At 31.5% G+C, this 19,020-nt stretch carries 15 protein-coding genes and 1 tRNA gene; 10 read left to right on the top strand and 6 right to left on the bottom strand.

The genetic code is table 11. From position 1 onward, the window contains the following. Positions 1-61: 61 nt before the first annotated feature. Together B4J88_RS05335 and B4J88_RS05330 are read right to left on the bottom strand one after the other, a co-directional pair. Positions 62-136: transfer RNA gene (locus tag B4J88_RS05335), tRNA-Val, on the bottom strand. 126 nt (positions 137-262) lie between these two features. Further along, entirely contained in the window at positions 263-1,156 is an 894-nt protein-coding gene (locus tag B4J88_RS05330) for a lysylphosphatidylglycerol synthase transmembrane domain-containing protein (protein ID WP_180905026.1), read from the bottom strand. Positions 1,157-1,277: 121 nt separating this feature from the next. Here B4J88_RS05330 and B4J88_RS05325 point away from each other — a divergent pair, with 121 nt between their 5' ends. The 3 genes from B4J88_RS05325 to B4J88_RS05315 are packed head-to-tail and all read left to right on the top strand — an operon-like array spanning position 1,278 to position 3,469. Further along, on the top strand, positions 1,278-2,078 hold the full coding sequence (locus tag B4J88_RS05325; RefSeq protein ID WP_180905025.1) for an SDR family NAD(P)-dependent oxidoreductase: 801 nt from the start codon (positions 1,278-1,280) through the stop codon (positions 2,076-2,078). 3 nt (positions 2,079-2,081) lie between these two features. Further along, the gene (locus B4J88_RS05320) at positions 2,082-2,534 is read left to right on the top strand and encodes a GNAT family N-acetyltransferase (protein ID WP_180905024.1); all 453 of its coding nucleotides are present in this window, start codon (positions 2,082-2,084) and stop codon (positions 2,532-2,534) included. Beyond that, positions 2,531-3,469, top strand: coding sequence for a hypothetical protein (locus B4J88_RS05315; RefSeq protein WP_180905023.1), 939 nt, complete (start codon positions 2,531-2,533; stop codon positions 3,467-3,469). The genes B4J88_RS05320 and B4J88_RS05315 overlap by 4 nt, the downstream gene beginning before the upstream one ends. 37 nt (positions 3,470-3,506) lie before the next feature. Here the strand turns inward: B4J88_RS05315 and B4J88_RS05310 are convergent, their stop codons facing one another. The 4 genes from B4J88_RS05310 to B4J88_RS05295 form a co-directional block, all read right to left on the bottom strand. Next, on the bottom strand, positions 3,507-5,903 hold the full coding sequence (locus tag B4J88_RS05310; protein ID WP_291066712.1) for a family 20 glycosylhydrolase: 2,397 nt from the start codon (positions 5,901-5,903) through the stop codon (positions 3,507-3,509). An 81-nt stretch (positions 5,904-5,984) separates the two neighbouring features. Further along, positions 5,985-6,872, bottom strand: a complete 888-nt coding sequence (locus B4J88_RS05305; protein ID WP_180905021.1) for a DMT family transporter — start codon at positions 6,870-6,872, stop codon at positions 5,985-5,987. Positions 6,873-6,922: 50 nt separating this feature from the next. After that, positions 6,923-7,477, bottom strand: coding sequence for a DNA-3-methyladenine glycosylase I (locus B4J88_RS05300; RefSeq protein WP_180905020.1), 555 nt, complete (start codon positions 7,475-7,477; stop codon positions 6,923-6,925). 18 nt (positions 7,478-7,495) lie between these two features. Beyond that, on the bottom strand, positions 7,496-9,499 hold the full coding sequence (locus B4J88_RS05295; RefSeq protein WP_180905019.1) for a thioredoxin domain-containing protein: 2,004 nt from the start codon (positions 9,497-9,499) through the stop codon (positions 7,496-7,498). 76 nt (positions 9,500-9,575) lie between these two features. Here B4J88_RS05295 and putP point away from each other — a divergent pair, with 76 nt between their 5' ends. From putP to B4J88_RS05260, 7 genes are all read left to right on the top strand, one after another. Beyond that, positions 9,576-11,075, top strand: a complete 1,500-nt coding sequence (gene putP / locus B4J88_RS05290; RefSeq protein ID WP_180905018.1) for a sodium/proline symporter PutP — start codon at positions 9,576-9,578, stop codon at positions 11,073-11,075. 213 nt (positions 11,076-11,288) lie between these two features. Beyond that, positions 11,289-13,073, top strand: a complete 1,785-nt coding sequence (gene mutL, locus B4J88_RS05285) for a DNA mismatch repair endonuclease MutL (RefSeq protein WP_180905017.1) — start codon at positions 11,289-11,291, stop codon at positions 13,071-13,073. Positions 13,074-13,077: 4 nt separating this feature from the next. Continuing rightward, the gene (locus B4J88_RS05280; protein ID WP_291066707.1) at positions 13,078-13,818 is read left to right on the top strand and encodes a rhomboid family intramembrane serine protease; all 741 of its coding nucleotides are present in this window, start codon (positions 13,078-13,080) and stop codon (positions 13,816-13,818) included. 3 nt (positions 13,819-13,821) lie between these two features. After that, the gene (locus B4J88_RS05275; RefSeq protein WP_291066705.1) at positions 13,822-14,709 is read left to right on the top strand and encodes a rhomboid family intramembrane serine protease; all 888 of its coding nucleotides are present in this window, start codon (positions 13,822-13,824) and stop codon (positions 14,707-14,709) included. Position 14,710: 1 nt separating this feature from the next. Then, positions 14,711-15,751: an endonuclease/exonuclease/phosphatase family protein gene (locus tag B4J88_RS05270; RefSeq protein WP_291066703.1), complete on the top strand. Its 1,041-nt coding sequence runs from the start codon at positions 14,711-14,713 to the stop codon at positions 15,749-15,751. 33 nt (positions 15,752-15,784) lie between these two features. After that, on the top strand, positions 15,785-17,314 hold the full coding sequence (locus B4J88_RS05265; RefSeq protein ID WP_291066701.1) for a helicase HerA-like domain-containing protein: 1,530 nt from the start codon (positions 15,785-15,787) through the stop codon (positions 17,312-17,314). Positions 17,315-17,318: 4 nt separating this feature from the next. Further along, entirely contained in the window at positions 17,319-18,686 is a 1,368-nt protein-coding gene (locus tag B4J88_RS05260; RefSeq protein WP_291066699.1) for an exonuclease domain-containing protein, read from the top strand. Positions 18,687-19,020 lie beyond the last annotated feature (334 nt).

Below are 19,020 nucleotides of genomic sequence, written 5' to 3'. Positions count from 1 at the left end.
ACCAACTGAGCTAAGAGACCTATTTAGAATTTTATTTAAAAGACTTTCTAATGTCTTTATGTGGTCCCTACTGGATTCGAACCAGTGACCCCCTGCTTGTAAGGCAGGTGCTCTGAACCAACTGAGCTAAGAGACCTTCGTAATTGGATTGCAAATATAGGGCTGTTTTTGAATAATCCAAATAGTTAAAATGAAAAAAATTAAATAAAATTTAATGTTAGGGCTTAACTCTTTTCATTTCAAAGAAATAATTTTTCAGATTTTAAAAAGAAATATTCGTCTTTTTCTTTTTCTCTTCAATTTTAACCCCTTTAAACAGGTAAATAATCCCAATAAATGAGATAGAAATGGTGATGATAGAGAAAATAAATGCCGCACTTGTGGCTAAAGTTTCATCAAAATTGAATCGATGTGCAGCGTACATAAACACAGCTTCTCTAATCCCAAATCCACTAAACGAGATAATCGATAAGATCCCTGAAACTAAAAAGATCAATAAATATATACTGAAATTATCTGGATGAATATTCAATCCTTCTAAAACAAAATACAACATACCGACTTGTATCAATTGCAATACAATTGAATAAATCATCGAGTTATAAAATGTGCGTCTATGAATAGGGAAAATCATTCCTAAAATAAATGGAACAGCTATAAAACCAACCAAAGAAAGGATTAATGAACCATATTGTACCCAAGGATAATCAGTCAGATTTGATAAAAATATTAGGAAGATGATGATGAGTAACATTGCACAAAGACCGATAATTTTGTCAAGAAAAACCGCCTGCGAAATTTCTTTTAGACTGATTTTATAGTTTTTATTCAACACATAAACTTTGTATGCATCACCGCCAATTCCGCCTGGAACAAAGGTGTTGTAAAACATTCCTAAGAAATACAAACGTGCATTTGATTTGTATGATAAATCGAGGTTAATATCTCTGAAATAATAATCTAATCGGAAAACAGACAAGGCTTGCGAAAGAACATAAAGGATAACAGCAATAAAAATATACGCCCAATTTGCATTTTTGTAATGACTGAAAATATCAAAAATATGTAGTTTAACAAAGAAGATATAATAGATTAACGCAATACTAATCGTTAATTTAATTCCTGTTATAATATATTTTTTAGTTTTTGGATTCAATTGAAATCTTTTGATAATTAACGCACAAATTTAGAGAATCTTCTAATAACCATTCAAAAAATTATTTATCTACCAATATTTGCCTGATATTATGTAGTTTTGCGGATAAATTAATCGAATCATGCAATCAAAAGTTATTGTAATTACAGGCTCTTCTTCGGGGGTAGGATTGACTTTGGCAAATTATTTTTACGATAAAGGACATCAAGTTTATGGTTTATCAAGAACAGCTAAAGGTCAAGAAAAATTTAAACATATTGCAACAGATGTTTCGGATAAAGAAAATGTAAAACGTAGTTTTCAGCAGATTTTTTCGGAAACGAACAATCAAATTGATGTGTTGATTAACAATGCTGGAATTGGAATGTTAGGTGCTGTGGAAGATGCTTCGAAAGCTGATATCGAGAAATTATTGGACGTTAATGTGTACGGGCCTATTTATACAATGCAGGAGGTTTTACCTACAATGCGTGCGCAAAAAAACGGTTATATCCTGAATGTTTCTTCGATTGCGAGTAACAATGGTTTACCGTTTAGAGGTTATTATTCAGCTTCTAAAGCGATGATTGATCGTTTGGTTGAATCGGCTCGTTTAGAAAATCGTCATACAGGAGTGGAAATTGCAACATTGAATTTTGGAGATATCAAAACCAATATTGCAGAAGGTCGTGTGAAAACTTTTGTTTCAAAATTTTATCAAAAAAGATACGATGCAATGGTTGCCGATATCGATCACGAAGTGCAAGATGGTACACCAACAGAAGATTTGATTCCGATTATCGAAAATATTTTGGCTCAGAAGAATTTGAAACCACATTATTATATTGGAAAATCGATGCAGAAATTTTCTGTAACCTTGAAAAATATTTTACCTCAAAAAATGTTCGAAAATATTATTGCAAAATATTCAAAATTAGATTAATCCATGGAAGAAATTATTTGGCATTACAAATCTTTTGATGATTTAACGTCGAAAGAGCTATATAAAATAGTGCAATTGCGCAACGAAGTTTTTGTAATAGAGCAGGATTGTATTTATCAAGATTGCGATGATAAAGATTTGGTTTGTGGACATCTTTGGGCAACGATTGGTGATGAGGTTACGGCATATTCTCGAATTGTACCAAAAGGAATTTCGTATGAAAATGAACCTTCAATTGGTCGCGTAATTTCGAATCAAAAGTTTCGCCGTTATGGATTAGGAAAACAATTGATGAAAAATTCGGTTCAAGTCATCGAAAATCAATTTAAAACATCTGAAATCAGAATTTCAGCTCAATCTTATTTGAAAGAGTTTTATTCTTCATTTGGTTTCAAACAAGTTTCGGAAGAATATTTAGAAGACGATATCCCGCATATCGAAATGTTGAGAAAATGAAATTCTTAAAATACTTTTTCATTACGCTGTTTTCGGCTTTCATTGCATTGGTTTTGGTTGATGTTTATTATTCAAATCAACTCAAAAAAATGGCTTTGTTTAGCGGAGAAGTACAAGAATGGAATCAAATAAGAGAAGGAAAAACGAATGTTGAATTGGCTATTTTTGGTTCTTCTCGAGCATTTATTCAAATTAATCCGAATATTTTAGAAAAAGATTTAAAACTGACCACGCATAATTTTGGATTAAACGGGAGTAAATTTAAAATGCAATTGTATCGTTTCAATTTGTATTTGAATCATAATCCAAAACCGAAAGTTGTTGTTTGGAATTTAGATACTTTTTCGTTTTCACACATTGATGAAGTTTTTCAACCAAATCAATATGCGCCATTTATGTTGTGGAATTTTAAACTTTATGCTGCATTAAAAGAATATAAAGACACGAAATTGGTTGATTTTATTGTACCGCTTTATCGTTACAGAGATCAAACGTATTGGAAAGATCAAATTGTAAGGGCTAAGAAAGAAAAATTGCATAAAGATGGACTTTTTCGTGATGATGGTTTCAAATCATATAACCGAAAATGGAATGTTGATTGGGAAAAAATGAAAAAGAAAAACTCCGATTTTGATTTTTCAGATTATGCTTTATTAGAAGAATTAATTGCGAAATGTGAGCAAGAAAATATTCAGTTAGTTTTTACAATTGCACCCGAATTTTATAAAGGTCAAGATTATATGTTGAATCGAGATGAAGTGATTAATCGTTATCAAACAACATTACAAAAATATCACCTTCCGTTATTAGATTATTCGAGCGATTCGATTAGTTTTGATCAAAAATATTTCTACAACACAACGCACATGAATTATAAAGGTGCGGATACCTTTACAAAAGAATTAGCGAAAGATTTGAAAAAATATATAAAATAAAAAATCTCGTAAACCAAATGGTTTACGAGATTTTTAGTTATTGTTGAAGCGATTTGTATTCACTTAAAACTTCATCTTTTGAAAACTCTTTGTTGTAAACTTTCAATTCATCGAAGCTAACATTTTCTAATGAAATTTGCTTTAATGGAAACGTCAACGTTTTTACTTTATGAAATGAAATCTCTTTTCCTTTTTTATCTTTGTAAGGCAAAATGATTTCTTCTGTTTCCATTTTTTTAACCAGTTTTCCATTTACATACAAGCTTGTATTTTCTTTATTCCCTGTGATTGTAATAAAATTCCAGTCATTTAAATTCAAATGATCAGTCATCTGATAAGAATAACCATCACGCTTATATCCGACAGAATTTTTATTCAGTTCAAAGGTTGCGTTTTTTGATTTGAATAAAACATTTGCATTCTCTGCGTTAGATTTCAACCAAAAAGAAATGGTGTAGCTATTTCCAATCTCTTCTAACGGAAGATTTAATGTTGTTGTGCTATTCAATGAATTGTTAATAATTCCTTTTGCAAAAGAAGAATTATTTGAAGTGACTTTTTCATTGAAAAAACCGGAAATATCTTCTACAGAATTTTCAAACGGAAGATGAATAATTTGGCGAGTTTCTTCTCCAAAATATCCCCTTAAATTAATTCCTGGAGCTTCTGCAACGTTTATTTTTTTCTGATTAAAATCGAATAAAGCTGGATTATTATCACTTGCAGTCCACATTTTTTCAGCCAAAACTTGTATCGCAGGAAAAGCTCTGTTGTGTACATCTTTTTCAGAAATTCCATTGCCAGCAATATCATTCCAAATCCCAAACATTCCGCCTACAACAGTTGGGTCTCCTTTCTCAAATGTTATATTACCAATATTACGCGGCTCCCAATTGTTATAAATATTGTTGACATTTAGATAATCGTAATAATATCCAGCTGCAGGAACAATATAGAACCAACCGTCAGGAGTAGATATTTGTTTGTAACCCAATTTTTTCATTTCAACAGGATCTGCATATCCGTTGTACCACATATTTAGTGTGACATTTTTCGAGGTTACAGGAGTTTTTCCTTGCGCATGCGTAAGCGCTCCCCAAGCACGTACATCTTTTCCATTTTTCTGAACAGCTTTTATAAGAAAATCCGTAAATTTTCTGAACGACTCAGCTTCTTTTTTATCATATTCATCTGTTCCAATATGAACTTCTTTTCCTATAAATAAAGGATCTTGTCCTTTTGTGTATTCATCAAAAATAGCTTGAACAACTTCGTAAGTTTTTGGATTAGCTAAATCCAAATGATCTTTTCCATATTTATCACTTCCGATTTCAGGAATTACTTTTGTAATGGACAAAGAATGTGCAGGAACATCGATTTCAGGAATAATCTTAATTCCATATCGAAAAGCTTTTTTCTGTAAATCTTTAAATTCTTGTTTAGTATAATGACCATCTGCTGAAGTTAAACCTGAATATGTTTCATTTTCTAAGCGAAAACCCGAAGGTGTTTTATCCCAATTGAAATCGAAATATTTGTGAAATGCATTGTCATTTAAATGAATTTGAAAGTTGGATATTTTATAATAAGACAATATTTCGACGTAATCATTTAAAAAATCAATGGTAAAAAACTTTCGTCCAACATCCAAGATTAATCCACGTTCCGAATAAGTAGGATAATCTCTAATTTCTCCTTTCAGAATACTGTTTTTAGTTTTGGATTGATCTAATAATTGCAAAATTGTACGAGTTGCAAATACATTTCCAGTATAAGTTGGCGCAGAAAGCTGAACGAAATCTCCAATTTCCATTGCGTATCCCTCGTTTCCTAATGTTGTGTCTTTATGCTTAGAGATATAAATATCTCCTTTTGAAACTTTTTTTGTCGAAGTAATTTCTAATTTGTAACCGAACTGTTTTTGGAGATCTTCTTGTAATAATTTAGCAACTTCCAAATTTTCAGAATTGACATTTTCAATCACAATTTTTGAAGAAGAAGTTAAATTAAATTCTCCTTTTTCTCCGTGCCATTCACGCAAAGATGGAATTACAAAAGGTTTTGAATTGATACCTGTGTTTGTATATTTTCCGTTTATTTTTAAATTTTTTACAGGGATTTCTGTTGTGGCTTTATCTGATTTTCGAGTTATTTTGAATAATAAATTAATTGATTTAGAAATTAAAGGTTGATTTATTTTTCCATTCAAATCAATGATTGTTTGATTGTCAGAACCAATTAATTCAAAATTATACTTGTTCTGTTTCGGTAAAGAAAGGGTTTTACCATCAATTTTTATATTTGATTGAAGTTGAGATTGTAATTGAACAACTTCTATGCTATCAATTTTTGTTTGTGCGAAGATGGTTTGATGAGAGGAAAAAAGTAGGAGAGTAAGGGAGAGTTTTTTTGAAATTGTGGTAAAATGATTCATTTTTAATTTATTAAATAATCTACGATAGACCATTATTGTGTTAATTATTTAATAAAAATAGGAATCTATTTTGAATATAGCTTAAATCTTTTGCAGTTCTTTCTCTTTTTTTTGTGTTAAATAAACGCCTGATAAAATCATTCCGAATCCAAATAAATGGATCCATGAGATTTTTTCACCGACTAAAAATCCCCAAAAAACAGAAACTACGGGCATTAAATAAGTCACCATTGAGGCGAACATCGAACCTGTAGATTGTATCAATCGGTAGAATAATATCATCGCTAAGGCAGTTCCTAAAAGTCCTAAAATAGCGACAAAACCTAAACTTTTTAATTGTTGTTCTGTTCCTTCAAATACATCAAAAAATCCTGAAATAATTAAAATTAGAACTGAAGGTAATAACCAAATTGTAAACAAAGCTGATGATAATTGAAATGAAGGAACGTCGTTTAAATAGCGTGTTAAGATTAAACTGTTTAGACCGTAAAGAGCAGTTGCTAATACAATTAATAAACAATGTAAAAGACTATTTTCCCCAGAAAAACCATCGCCACCAATTAATAAAACAGCTCCGATAAATCCGATTATTGCTCCTAAAACTTGATTTTTAGTTCCTTTAATATTGAAAAATAAAGCACCAAAAAGTAAAATAAATAATGGGACTAAAGAATCTAAAATCCCAGCCATTGAACTTGAAACATGTGTTTGCGCCATTGGGAATAAAAACATTGGAATGAAATTTCCGCAGAAACCAGCCAATGCGACATATTTTAATTTGTTTTTCGGAATTTTAAATAGACTTGGAATTCCCCAAATAGCCAAAATTCCTCCAGCAATTGTTAGTCGTAATGCTCCAACTTGATACGGCGTGTATGCAACCAATCCTTGCTTGATGAGAATAAACGAGCTTCCCCAAGTTAGCGCCAAAACGCCAAGGATGATCCAATGTTTTAGTTCGATTTTCATTTTTCTAAGTTTGCGCAAAGATGCACATTTCAGATGATTTTATTGAGCTGTTATTTACAAAAACAATCTGTTGTATGGTCATTTACCATTCCGGTCGCCTGCATATGTGCATAAATAGTGGTTGAACCAAAGAATTTGAAGCCACGTTTTTTCAAATCTTTTGCAATTTGATCTGAAATTTCGGTTGTGGCAGGAACTTCTTTTATCGAATTCCAATTGTTGATAATTGGTTTGTTATCAACGTATTTCCAGATGAAATCGGAGAAAGAACCGAATTCTTTCTGAATTTCTATAAATAATTTTGCATTATTAATTGCTGCCGAAATTTTTCCTCGATGACGAATAATTCCTTCATTTTGTACCAATTCATCAATTTTAGTTTCATTAAATTTGGCTACTTTTTCTACATCAAAATCAGCAAAGGCTTTTCTGAAATTTTCTCGCTTTTTAAGAATTGTAAACCAACTTAATCCTGCTTGAAAAGATTCGAGAATCAAAAATTCGAATAAAATTTTATCATCTTTCACAGGTTTTCCCCATTCATTATCGTGATAATCGATATAATCTTGGTCTTTATTTACCCAAGCGCAACGTGTTTTTTCCATGGTTTTTTATTGTAATTTCTAAATATTTTTATAAGCCTCTTCAACCGAATAAACGGGTAATTGACATGTATAATTTTCGCAAATATGAATGGATGTTTTATTTTGGATGAATCGATTTTGAGTGATTTCTAAATTTTCAGTTTTTGAAGCAACAAAAATTGCATTCGGAACATAACATTGTTGAATTTGCTTCGAAAATTTTAATGCATTTTCGCCAACGATTACAATTTCTTTGAATGGATAAGCGAAATTTAGATACAACTGAATCCAATTTGCAAAACCAGTTGGATAATCGTGAATTTTTTCTTCGATATTGGTTAACATTTGTTTCGCTTGTTCAATGTATTTTTCTTGATTGAGAATCTTCCCTAGTTTGAATAAATTATTTGCCATAACAGAATTTGAAGATGAAATAACATTGTCATAAATCTCAAATGTTTCATTAACCAAAGGCGTGTCATAATGTGATTTGTACGCAAACATTTTATTCTTGTGATTATAAAATTGATTGAAAACTTCTTCTGTTAAGGTTTGAGCAGTTTCTAAATAATGCATTTCTGAAGTAATTTCATAAAGCTTGATTAATGCTTCAATTATTAACGCATAATCATCCAAAAATCCTGGAATTGTTGTTTGATTATCCTTATAATTTCTGAACAAGATTTCACCATTCCATTGATTTTCTAAAATAAAATTGGTTGCATTTTTTGCTAAATCAAGATATTCATCATTTTCAAACGTAATAAATGCGTCGCACAAACCTTTTATGGTTAAAGCATTCCAAGAAGTTAAAACTTTTTCGTCGCGATGAGGTTTTATACGTTGTTTACGAATTGGATTAAGAATTTTTTTCCATTCATTAACTTTGGTTTGAAGTTCTGTTGTTGTGATATTCTGTTTCGATGCAAAATCTTCGTCATCTGTCAATCGCATCAAAATATTATTACCATGTTCCCATTCTCCAAATTCATCAACATTATAATAGTGTTGAAATAAGTTGAAATCATCTTTCAATATTGTTTTCAATTCATCCGATTTCCAAACATAATATTTTCCTTCTTCGCCTTCAGAGTCGGCATCAATAGCAGAATAAAAAACATTTTCAGTCGAAAGCATTTCATCTTTCAACCAATTAATCGTTTCTTCGACAACTGTTTTATATTCCTTTTCTTCATAAATTTTATATGCATTCGAATAAAGCGAAAGCAATTGTCCGTTATCGTAAAGCATTTTTTCGAAATGTGGAACTTTCCAATACGGATCAACAGAATAGCGAGAAAAACCACCTTTTAGTTGATCGTAAATTCCACCAAAAGCCATTCTATCTAATGTAATTTTGGTTTGAATTAAACAATTTTCATTCTTCGTTTGTACGCCATATCGTAAAATAGCTTCCCAAGCATTTGGTAACATAAATTTCGGTGCACGATTAAATCCGCCCCATTCATCATCAAATTGTTGTTGCCAAAATTCAAATGTTTCATCAATTTTATGTGTTGAAAAAGTTGAAGAAGATTTCAATTCGATTGTTTCCATTTTATTCAGACCATCCGCAATAGAGTTGACATATTCCATTGTTTTAGTTTGATTGTGATGGTATAAATGATTGATGTTTTCTAATAATTCAATCCATTGAACTTTCGGGAAATATGTTCCGCCATAAAAAGGACGACCATCAGGTAAGGCAAAAACATTCAGCGGCCAACCACCAGATTGATGAATTAATTGCGAGACATTCATGTACAAAGCGTCTAAATCAGGACGTTCTTCACGATCAATTTTAATGCAAACAAAATTCTCATTCATCACTTTTGCAACTTCATCGTCTTCAAAAGACTGATGTTCCATCACATGACACCAGTGACAAGCAGAATATCCAATTGAAATAAGCAAAGGTTTGTTGACTTTTTTTGCATGATTCAAAACTTCGTCACTCCAACTTTGCCACCAAACAGGATTGTTTTCGTGTTGTTTCAAATACGGACTTGTCGCTGATTTTAGATTATTTTGTTGAAAATTCATGATTCTTGTTTAGAAATTTAAAGTTCGTACAATTTTTGTGGATGAAAAATTATATTTTCGATAAAAATTAAAACACATGAACATTTACGAATACATTTCTATTGGCGCATATATGGCTCTGATGATTGGAATCGGGATTTATTCCTACCAAAAATCAACAAGTAATTCCGAAGATTTTTTGATTGGAGGAAGGAAGATGGGAGCGGCTGTAACGGCGCTTTCTGCTGGTGCTGCTGATATGAGTGGTTGGTTGTTGATGGGCGTTCCAGGAGCAATGTATTTTACAGGTTTGTCGAGTGCTTGGATTGCAATTGGATTGACAACAGGATGTTTTTTGAACTATATTTTTGTCGCACCGCGATTACGAATTTATACAGAAATCGCTCAAAATTCGATTACTTTACCCGTATTTTTTGAAAATCGTTTCAAAGATAAATCACGTTTATTGCGAATTGTTTCTTCAATATTAATCTTAGTATTTTTTACATTATACACTTCTGCAGGAATGGTTTCTGGAGGTAAATTATTTGAATCAGCTTTTGGATTAGATTATATGACAGGACTTTGGATGACAAGTTTTGTAGTTGTATTATACACTTTTTTAGGAGGTTTTTTAGCGGTAAGTTTAACTGATTTCGTACAAGGAACGATTATGGTTTTGGCTTTGGTTATTGTTCCAATAGTAGCAATTTCTGAAATTGGTGGAGTAGGAGAAACATTTTCATTGATTAATGATAAAGGTGATAAGTATTTAGATTTATTCAAAGGAACTACAACGGTTAGTATTTTGTCGTTGATGGCTTGGGGCTTGGGGTATTGTGGACAACCGCATATTTTAGTACGTTTTATGGCGATTGGTAATCCGAAAGATTTAGCGAAAGCAAGAAATATTGGGATTACTTGGATGATTTTTACAGTTGGTGGAGCTCTTTTAGTTGGTTTAGTTGGAATCGCATATTTAATGAAATATGACCAAACAACAATGTTGACATTCGATAATTCTAAAACAGAAGCTGAGACCATTTTCATTTACTTTTCACGTGTTTTGTTTCATCCATTGGTTGGAGGTTTCTTATTATCAGCAATTTTAGCAGCAGTAATGAGTACTATTTCTTCACAATTATTAGTGACATCAAGTTCGTTAACAGAAGATATTTACAAAGCATTTTTGAACAAAAAAGCAACATCAAAACAGTTATTAACAGCAAGTCGTTTATCGGTTTTGATTGTGGCAGTTATTGCAGTTTTATTATCCTTAACGCCAAAAGATTCTATTCTAAATCTAGTTGGAAACGCTTGGGCAGGATTTGGATCGGCATTTGGACCAGTTATTGTTTTTTCACTTTTTTGGAAAAAAACTTCTTGGCAAGGAGCTTTAGCGGGAATGTTAACAGGTGGAATTGTTGTCTTATCATGGGTTTATGCAAATCATGATTACAAAGATTGGTATGAAATGATTCCAGGATTTATTTCTTCGGTTATCGCAATTTATGTCGTTTCTTTATTGACTCAAAAACCGAATCAAGAGATTGATAAAGAATTTGATGAAATGAAAGCTGTTATGAAAGAGAATTAATTAATCCAATAATAATAAAAAATAGGTAGGCATTTGTCTACCTTTTTTATTGCTGAAAATTATGAATTTATTATTCAGAATTTTAATCTCAAGACTTCAACAATTGTTGATAAGTTTCACTTATAGAGAATAAGGTCAAAAGAGAGATTTGTTTGTATATTTGTAAAGTTTGATTAAAAAATTAGTCAAAATTAAATCAATTTATACGAAAAGATGAACGATATTATTCAATTACTGCCAGATCATGTAGCCAATCAAATTGCCGCAGGAGAAGTTGTACAACGACCAGCTTCTGTCATAAAAGAATTGATTGAAAATGCGGTGGATTCTGGTGCAACTTCTATTCAGGTGATTGTAAAAGATGCTGGAAGAAGCTTGATTCAAGTGATTGACAATGGTTCGGGAATGAGTGTGACAGATGTTCGAATGGCTTTTGAACGTCACGCGACTTCAAAAATCAGAAAGACAGAGGATATTTATAATATTCATACAAAAGGTTTTCGTGGAGAGGCTTTGGCATCGATTGCTGCAGTTGCGCAAGTAGAAACGAAAACGCGTCGAGAAGATGATGAGGTTGGTTCGCAATTGGTGATTGAAGGCGGAGAAGTTCGCAACCAAGATCCTGTTGTTTGTCCAGTCGGAACGTCTATTTCGGTCAAAAATCTTTTCTATAATGTGCCTGCTCGTCGTAATTTTTTAAAATCAAATCAGGTTGAATTTCGTCATATTCAAGATGAGTTTCAACGTGTTTCGATGGCGCACGAAAACATTAGTTTCTTTTTACATCACAATGATGCAGAGGTTTATCATCTGAAATCTGGGAATTTGAAGCAACGAATTGCTCAAATTTTTGGGAAGAAATTAAGTTCGCAAATTATTTCGGTTGAAGAAGATACAGAAATTGTAAAAGTAAAAGGTTTTGTAGGAAAACCAGATGCTGCAAAAAAATCGCGTGGAGAGCAATTTTTCTTTGTGAATAATCGCTTTATTCGTAGTGGATATTTGCACAATGCAATCGTAGACGCTTTCGAGAGTTTGTTGCCAACGGGTTATAGTCCTTCTTATTTTTTATATTTAGAAATTGATCCTTCAAAAATTGATATAAACATTCATCCGACCAAAACGGAGATAAAATTTGAGGATGAAGCATTGATTTTTACGATTCTTAGAGCTGCTGTAAAACACGCTTTGGGACAATTTAATGTAATTCCTTCGTTAGATTTTGAACAAGATCCAAACTGGGCTTTTATTCCGTCTGCGACAGAAGATACAGAAATTAAAATGCCTGAAATTACGGTAGATTCTAGCTTTAATCCTTTTGAGCATCAACAAACAAGAGCGCCAAAACCGTCTGATATTCGTGCGAATATGGATTTTTATAAAGATGCTGTTGAGTTAGAAATCGAAAATAATCATGCGCATCAATTATTTGAATCTGAAGATTTTCATGATAGTTTTGAAGTCATTCAATGGATGAATCAATATTTGGTAGTGGAATATCGTGGCGAATTGTTAATCATAGATCAACATCGTGCTCATCAAAAAATATTATTCGAAAAATTTATACATTCAAATAATGGAAGTGCTTTGGTACAACAAATGCTTTTCCCGATAGAGTTGGAACTTTCGCCAAATGATCGTCAGAAATTAATCAATGTAGAGCATCAATTGTTGAGTTTTGGTTTTGATATTTCGTTGGACGAAGAAGCCATACAGATTAATGCGATTCCTGTTGATGTGCAACAAGAGGATGTTGTGTCTGTTTTTATGGATTTTATCGAGGAATTAGAATACCAAGAATCAATTGAATTAGAAAATACGTTTGCAAAAATTTTAGCAAAAAATGCGGCTGTTAAAAAAGGAGTTTCATTAAAATCTGAACAAATGCAAACTTTGGTCGAAGAATTGCTAAGACTACCAAATCCGAATTATACGCCATACGGACGCCCAATTTTTGTGCAGATGAATACGGCTGATATCAAAAAAACATTACAATAAACGAATGAGACAATCTATACCACCGATTACAAAGAATTTACTTATTATAAACGGTTTGTTCTTTTTAGCGACTTTTGTTTTTAGCACAAAAGGAATCGATTTGAGAGTGATTTTAGGTGCTTTTTATCCAGAATCTCCCAACTTCAAATTTTGGCAAATTTTGACGCATATGTTTATGCATGCCGATTTTTCACATATTTTGTTTAACATGTTTGCATTGTGGATGTTTGGTTCTGTGGTTGAACAAACTTTTGGACCAAAAAAATTCTTGACGCTTTATTTGTTAGCTGGTTTAGGAGGTTTTATATTGTTTAATGCAGTTAATTACTTTCAAATAGAGCAGTTAAAAGATGCTGTTCAAACGCAAGGAATAGGTTTTAGTCAAATTTATAAAGCTGCAAAATTAAATATGCAAGGTGGATATCATACGAATTCAATTATTCAAACTAACCAAGCTGCATCAGAACTTTTGACAAATTATGTAACACCAATGGTTGGTGCTTCTGGAGCTATATATGGTTTATTGTTAGCATTCGCAGTATTATATCCAGATGAAAAATTAATGTTAATCTTTTTCCCTGTTCCGATTAAAGCAAAATATTTTATTCCAATTATGGTATTAATTGAGTTTTATATGGGATATCAAAACATCGGAAATGTGGCACATTTTGCGCATTTAGGAGGTGGATTGATTGGTTTCTTGTTAACAAGACATTGGAAAAAGAATTTATATAGATGGAATTAAGAAATGGCAAATAATATCTTAGACGATTTAAAATTAAAATATTCATCAGGAAATAGCGCAACAAAATTAATTTACGTTAACGTTGTGGTGTTTTTTACATTGTTAATTGTTGATTTTGTTCTTCGAACGGTAGTAAATTCTACGATTACAACAACTGGTTTGTTTGCTTTGTCATCTTTCGATGATTTGATTGTAAGACCTTGGCAAATCCTAACATATTCTTGGTTACATGGCAATCTTTTTCATTTGATAATGAATATGGTTTTGTTGTATTTCGTTGGGCAAATGTTTTTGCAACAATTTCAGAACCGAAATTTAGTTACATTCTATATTTTTGGAGGAATCGCTGGTGGAATTTTCTTTTTATTGTTTCAGAATTTATTCAATTATTCACATTTATTAGTTGGTGCTTCGGCAGCGGTTTATGCGGTGTTTTTTGCAATGATTTCTTATAATCCGAAAATGCCCGTTCGTTTGTTGTTGATTCCAACTTCATTTCCATTGTTGTATATTGGTTATGTATTTATCGCATTCGATGTGTATAATATTATTGCTAATCAAAATGCAGGCGGAAGTATTTCGCATTTGGGAGGTGCTATTTTTGGTTATCTTTATATGAAACAATTTGAGAGAGGAAATGATTTTTTAGGTAACTTTATTTTCAAAATAGAGCAGTTATTTAAGAAAAAAGAGAAATCAACTTTCAAAACATATAAAAATATTTCTTCAACTTCTTCGCGATCAAATGTTCCGAAAGATGATTACGATTTTAATCATCAAAAAGTTGAAAAACAAAAGAAAATTGATGTAATTTTAGATAAGATTTCTCGTTCAGGTTACGAGAGTTTGTCCAAAGAAGAAAAAGACTTTCTGTTTAGAGAAGGTAGGTAAAATGAGTATAATCAGTAAGTTTAAACTAAATTATTTCAATCGTTTAGTACTAACAATTAATATCGTTTTTTTGTTAGTGGCTTATTGTGTCTATTTAAATAAAATTTTTACGCCTACAGAAATTCCATATTTTAACTTTATTTCGATTGGTTTTCCAATATTATTTGCATTTGGAGCAATGTTTTTACTGTATTGGTTACTGTTTAGCTGGCGACACTTTTTGTTAATTTTAGTTCTTTCAGCCGGATTATTTTACCCAATTTATCTTTCATATCCAATTGTACAATTCAATAAAGTTAAAGATAAAAAAGCTGATTTATCTGTATTGACATATAATGTACATGGTTTTAAAGAAGAAGGAACAAAAGAACTTTTGATTAAGAATAAGGCAGATATTATGCTGCTTCAAGAAGCGTATGAAGGTCAACAGAAAAGTCTAAAAAATAAAGAATTCAAAAATTACTATTCAGAATTTTATGGTTTATTGACAATTTATAGTAAATATCCTATTATTCAAACCAAAAAAATAACGCCTGATGATAATGATGAATTGAATGGTCTTGCCGCATATGCAGATATCGATTTAGGGAATGATACGATTCGTGTAATTAATGTTTATCTTGAACCAATGTACATTGATAAAGCAATGGTGAAAGAAATTATTCAATCTGATGATTCGCGAACTGCCGAAATTTCGAGTCGAAAAGTTGAGTTGAAATTGGTGCAAGGAATGCAAAAACATCAAAAACAGTTAGAAGCAATTATTCCATATATCACATCTTCGCGCCATCCTGTTATTTTGGGAACGGATCTTAATTCGACTCCAGTTTCTTACGAATATGAGAAGTTGAAAAAATATCTTCACGACTCTTATATAGAAGTTGGAAAAGGAGATGCGACAACTTTTCATGGATTTAAATTTCCAATTAGAATTGATTATTTATTTCATTCTAAATCATTTAAACCTGTTGAAGCGCATGTTATTCGAAAAAAATTCTCTGATCATTATCCAGTAGCTGTAAAATATAAAATTTCAGAATAAATTTTTCCTATATTTATTCAATAATCAATCAAAATGAATCAGAAAGAAAGCTTTATTCAAGAGATACAAAGTCGTTATTCTTATAAAAACGATAAAATAATTTTAGGCAAAGCCAAGCTAGATGGCGAAATTGTAGAAGAAGCTGAAATCTCAGTAGCATTAAAAACAATGAATCGTCACGGATTGATTGGTGGAGCAACTGGAACAGGGAAAACAAAATCTTTGCAGATTATCGCCGAGCAACTTTCTCTGAAAGGTGTTCCAACTTTGTTGATGGATATCAAAGGAGACTTATCTGGAATTGGAGCTGCTGCAAATTCGGAAGATAAAAATGCGCAAGAAAGAATGGAGGCGCTTAATTTACCTTTTGATCCGCAAGCTTCTCCTGTCGAGTTTTTGTCTATTTCTGATGAACCAGGTGCAAAACTTCGTGCAACTGTAAGTGATTTTGGTCCAATTTTATTCAGTAAAATTTTGGAACTGAATGAAACACAAGAAAGTATTATTTCAATTATATTCAAATATTGTCAAGATCGTAATTTACCTTTGATTGATTTGGAGGATATTCGACGTGTTTTGCAATATGTGACAGATTCTGATGAAGGAAAATCTGAATTAAATTCGAATTATGGAACAATTGCGCCAGCTTCTTTGGGAGCTATTTTGCGCAAAATTGTTGCATTAGAACAGCAAGGTGCAACAAAGTTTTTTGGAGAACCAAGTTTTGATGTTCAGGATTTATTGAAAACGAAAGACGGAAAAGGAATTGTAAATATTATTCGTTTGATTGATATTCAAAATCAACCTAATTTATTTTCAACTTTTATGTTGAGTTTATTGAATAAAATTTATTCTCAATTCCCTGAATCTGGAGATTCTGATAAACCGAAATTGGTGATTTTTATTGATGAAGCACATTTGATTTTTAAGGAAGCTACGAAAGCTTTGTTGAATCAAATTGAAACAATGGTAAAATTAATTCGATCAAAAGGTGTGGGATTATATTTTGTAACGCAAGTTCCTGGAGATGTTCCTGATGCAGTTTTGAGTCAATTAGGTCTTAAAGTTCAACATGCGTTAAGAGGTTTTACTGCGAAAGATCGTAAAGAAATAACAAAAGCAATTGAGAATTATCCGACAACTACCTATTATAAAGCAAGTGAAGTAATCACTCAATTAGGGATTGGAGAGGCTTTTGTGACTGCTTTAGACGAAAAAGGTATTCCAACTCCTTTGGCTTATACATATATGCGAGCGCCAAATTCGAGAATGGATATCTTGACTTCAAATGAAATCGATACGATTACCTCAAACTCAGATTTAGTGACAAAATATGCGACAGATATTGATCGTGAATCTGCAAATGAAATTTTATCACAAAAATTAGAACAACAAAAAAATATAGAGAAACCTGTTCCAAAAGCAACTTCAACAAGAAGTATTCCTAAAGAAAAAAATTGGACAGATAATCCTGTTGTGCGTGATGTAAGTCGTACTGCAACTCGAAAATTGATGGATTTTGGAATGAAAATGTTAACTAATTTTTTAAAAGGAAAAAAATAAGCACGTGTACGCGATTTTAGATATAGAAGCGACTGGCGGAAAAGTAGGGGAAGAGTCAATCATAGAGATTGCGGTGTATAAATATGATGGAAAAGAAATTGTCGATCAGTTTATATCATTAGTCAATCCCGAAAAAAAGATTGACCAATATGTACAAAGATTAACGCATATTTCGGATAAAATGGTGCTGACAGCGCCTAAATTTCATGAAATAGCAAAACGTATTGTTGAGATTACAGATGATTGTATTTTAGTTGGACATAATGTAATGTTTGATTATAGAATGCTAAAACAAGAATTCGATCGTTTGGGTTATAATTACGAAAAAGAATGGATTGATACGTTCGAATATAGCGAAAAATTGATTCCAGGATTACCTTCATATTCTTTGGGAAAATTATGCGAATCGCTTGGAATTGTAGTGACAGATAGACACAGGGCTTCTGGAGATGCAAGAGCGACAATTTCTTTGTTTAAATTATTGTTAGATAAAGATTCGGAAAAAATAATCACGAAGAAAACAGGTTTAAAACAACCTAAAAAAGCACATTCTAAGTATCAGAAACTGCTTGAAGGTTTACCTAATTCTATCGGGGTTTATTATTTATACAATAGCCGAAAACAACTTATTTATATTTGTCGAAGCAATAATATTGCACGATCTATTAATCAAATTTTTACATCAAAAACTTTAAAAGCTAATAAGCTGAAACGTTATACACGTTCTATAAAATTCGAAGAAACTGGAAGTGGTTTTCTTGCTGCAATTAAAGAAAATAACGAGGTCTTGAATAATCAACCAATGTATAACGTAAAGTTAGTTGAGAATAAAGTTTATCCTTTTGGATTGTATTATTTGGAGTCTAAACGTGGTTATTCGAGATTAGAAATAGGGAAAGTTAGAAAGACACAACCTGTTTTGAAATTTAAAACTAAAGAACGTGCAAAAGAGGTTTTAGAGAAAATCGTTCATGATTATAATCTTTGTCAACAAGTAAATGCGGGAATTAAATCTGATGAATCTTGTTTCCAATATAAAGTAAATAAATGCAATGGAGCTTGTGTAAAAGAGGAATCTAAAGAAGTTTATAATGAACGAATTCAAAGTTTTATTAAAACAACTGAATATCCTTCCGAAACTTTTTTGATTATTGATAAAGGACGAAAAGGAATTGAAAAATCATTTTATTTAGTTGAGAATGGAGAATTTAAAGGATATGGTTATTACGAATATCATCATCAAATAAAAACGTTAGAAAAGATTCACAATATCTTAATTCCGATTAAAGAAACGGAAGAAATAAAAAATATGCTCAAATACTTTTTGTATAAAGTTTCTTCTAATTCTAATCAAATCATTATTATTGAATAATATTCTTTATGAAGAAAATATAAAAAATAATAAAAAAGCTCAGTTAATATTAACTGAGCTTTTTTGTATGATTAAATTTAGACTATACCCGTTGGGCATTTTAAATAACTTGAGCTGCTAGATTCTCAATATTTCGATTAAAGTATGTTTTAGTAATGTACTGACCCACAGTATGGGCAGTCATTTTAGCTAAAATTCTGGTTCTAAACCCTTCGATAGTCTGTGCATCACTGCGTCTAATCATAAACTGATCACTTAGTTGAGCAAATAACGTTACAATTCACTTCCGATACTTTTCGAATGAATAAAACTGAGGTTTGTCATCGTTTGGATT

The sequence above is a fragment of the Empedobacter sp. UBA5036 genome (assembly GCF_002415215.1).
In the GTDB taxonomy this organism is placed as follows: Bacteria; Bacteroidota; Bacteroidia; order Flavobacteriales; family Weeksellaceae; genus Empedobacter; species Empedobacter falsenii_B.
This window is presented reverse-complemented; position numbering and strand designations above follow the sequence as displayed.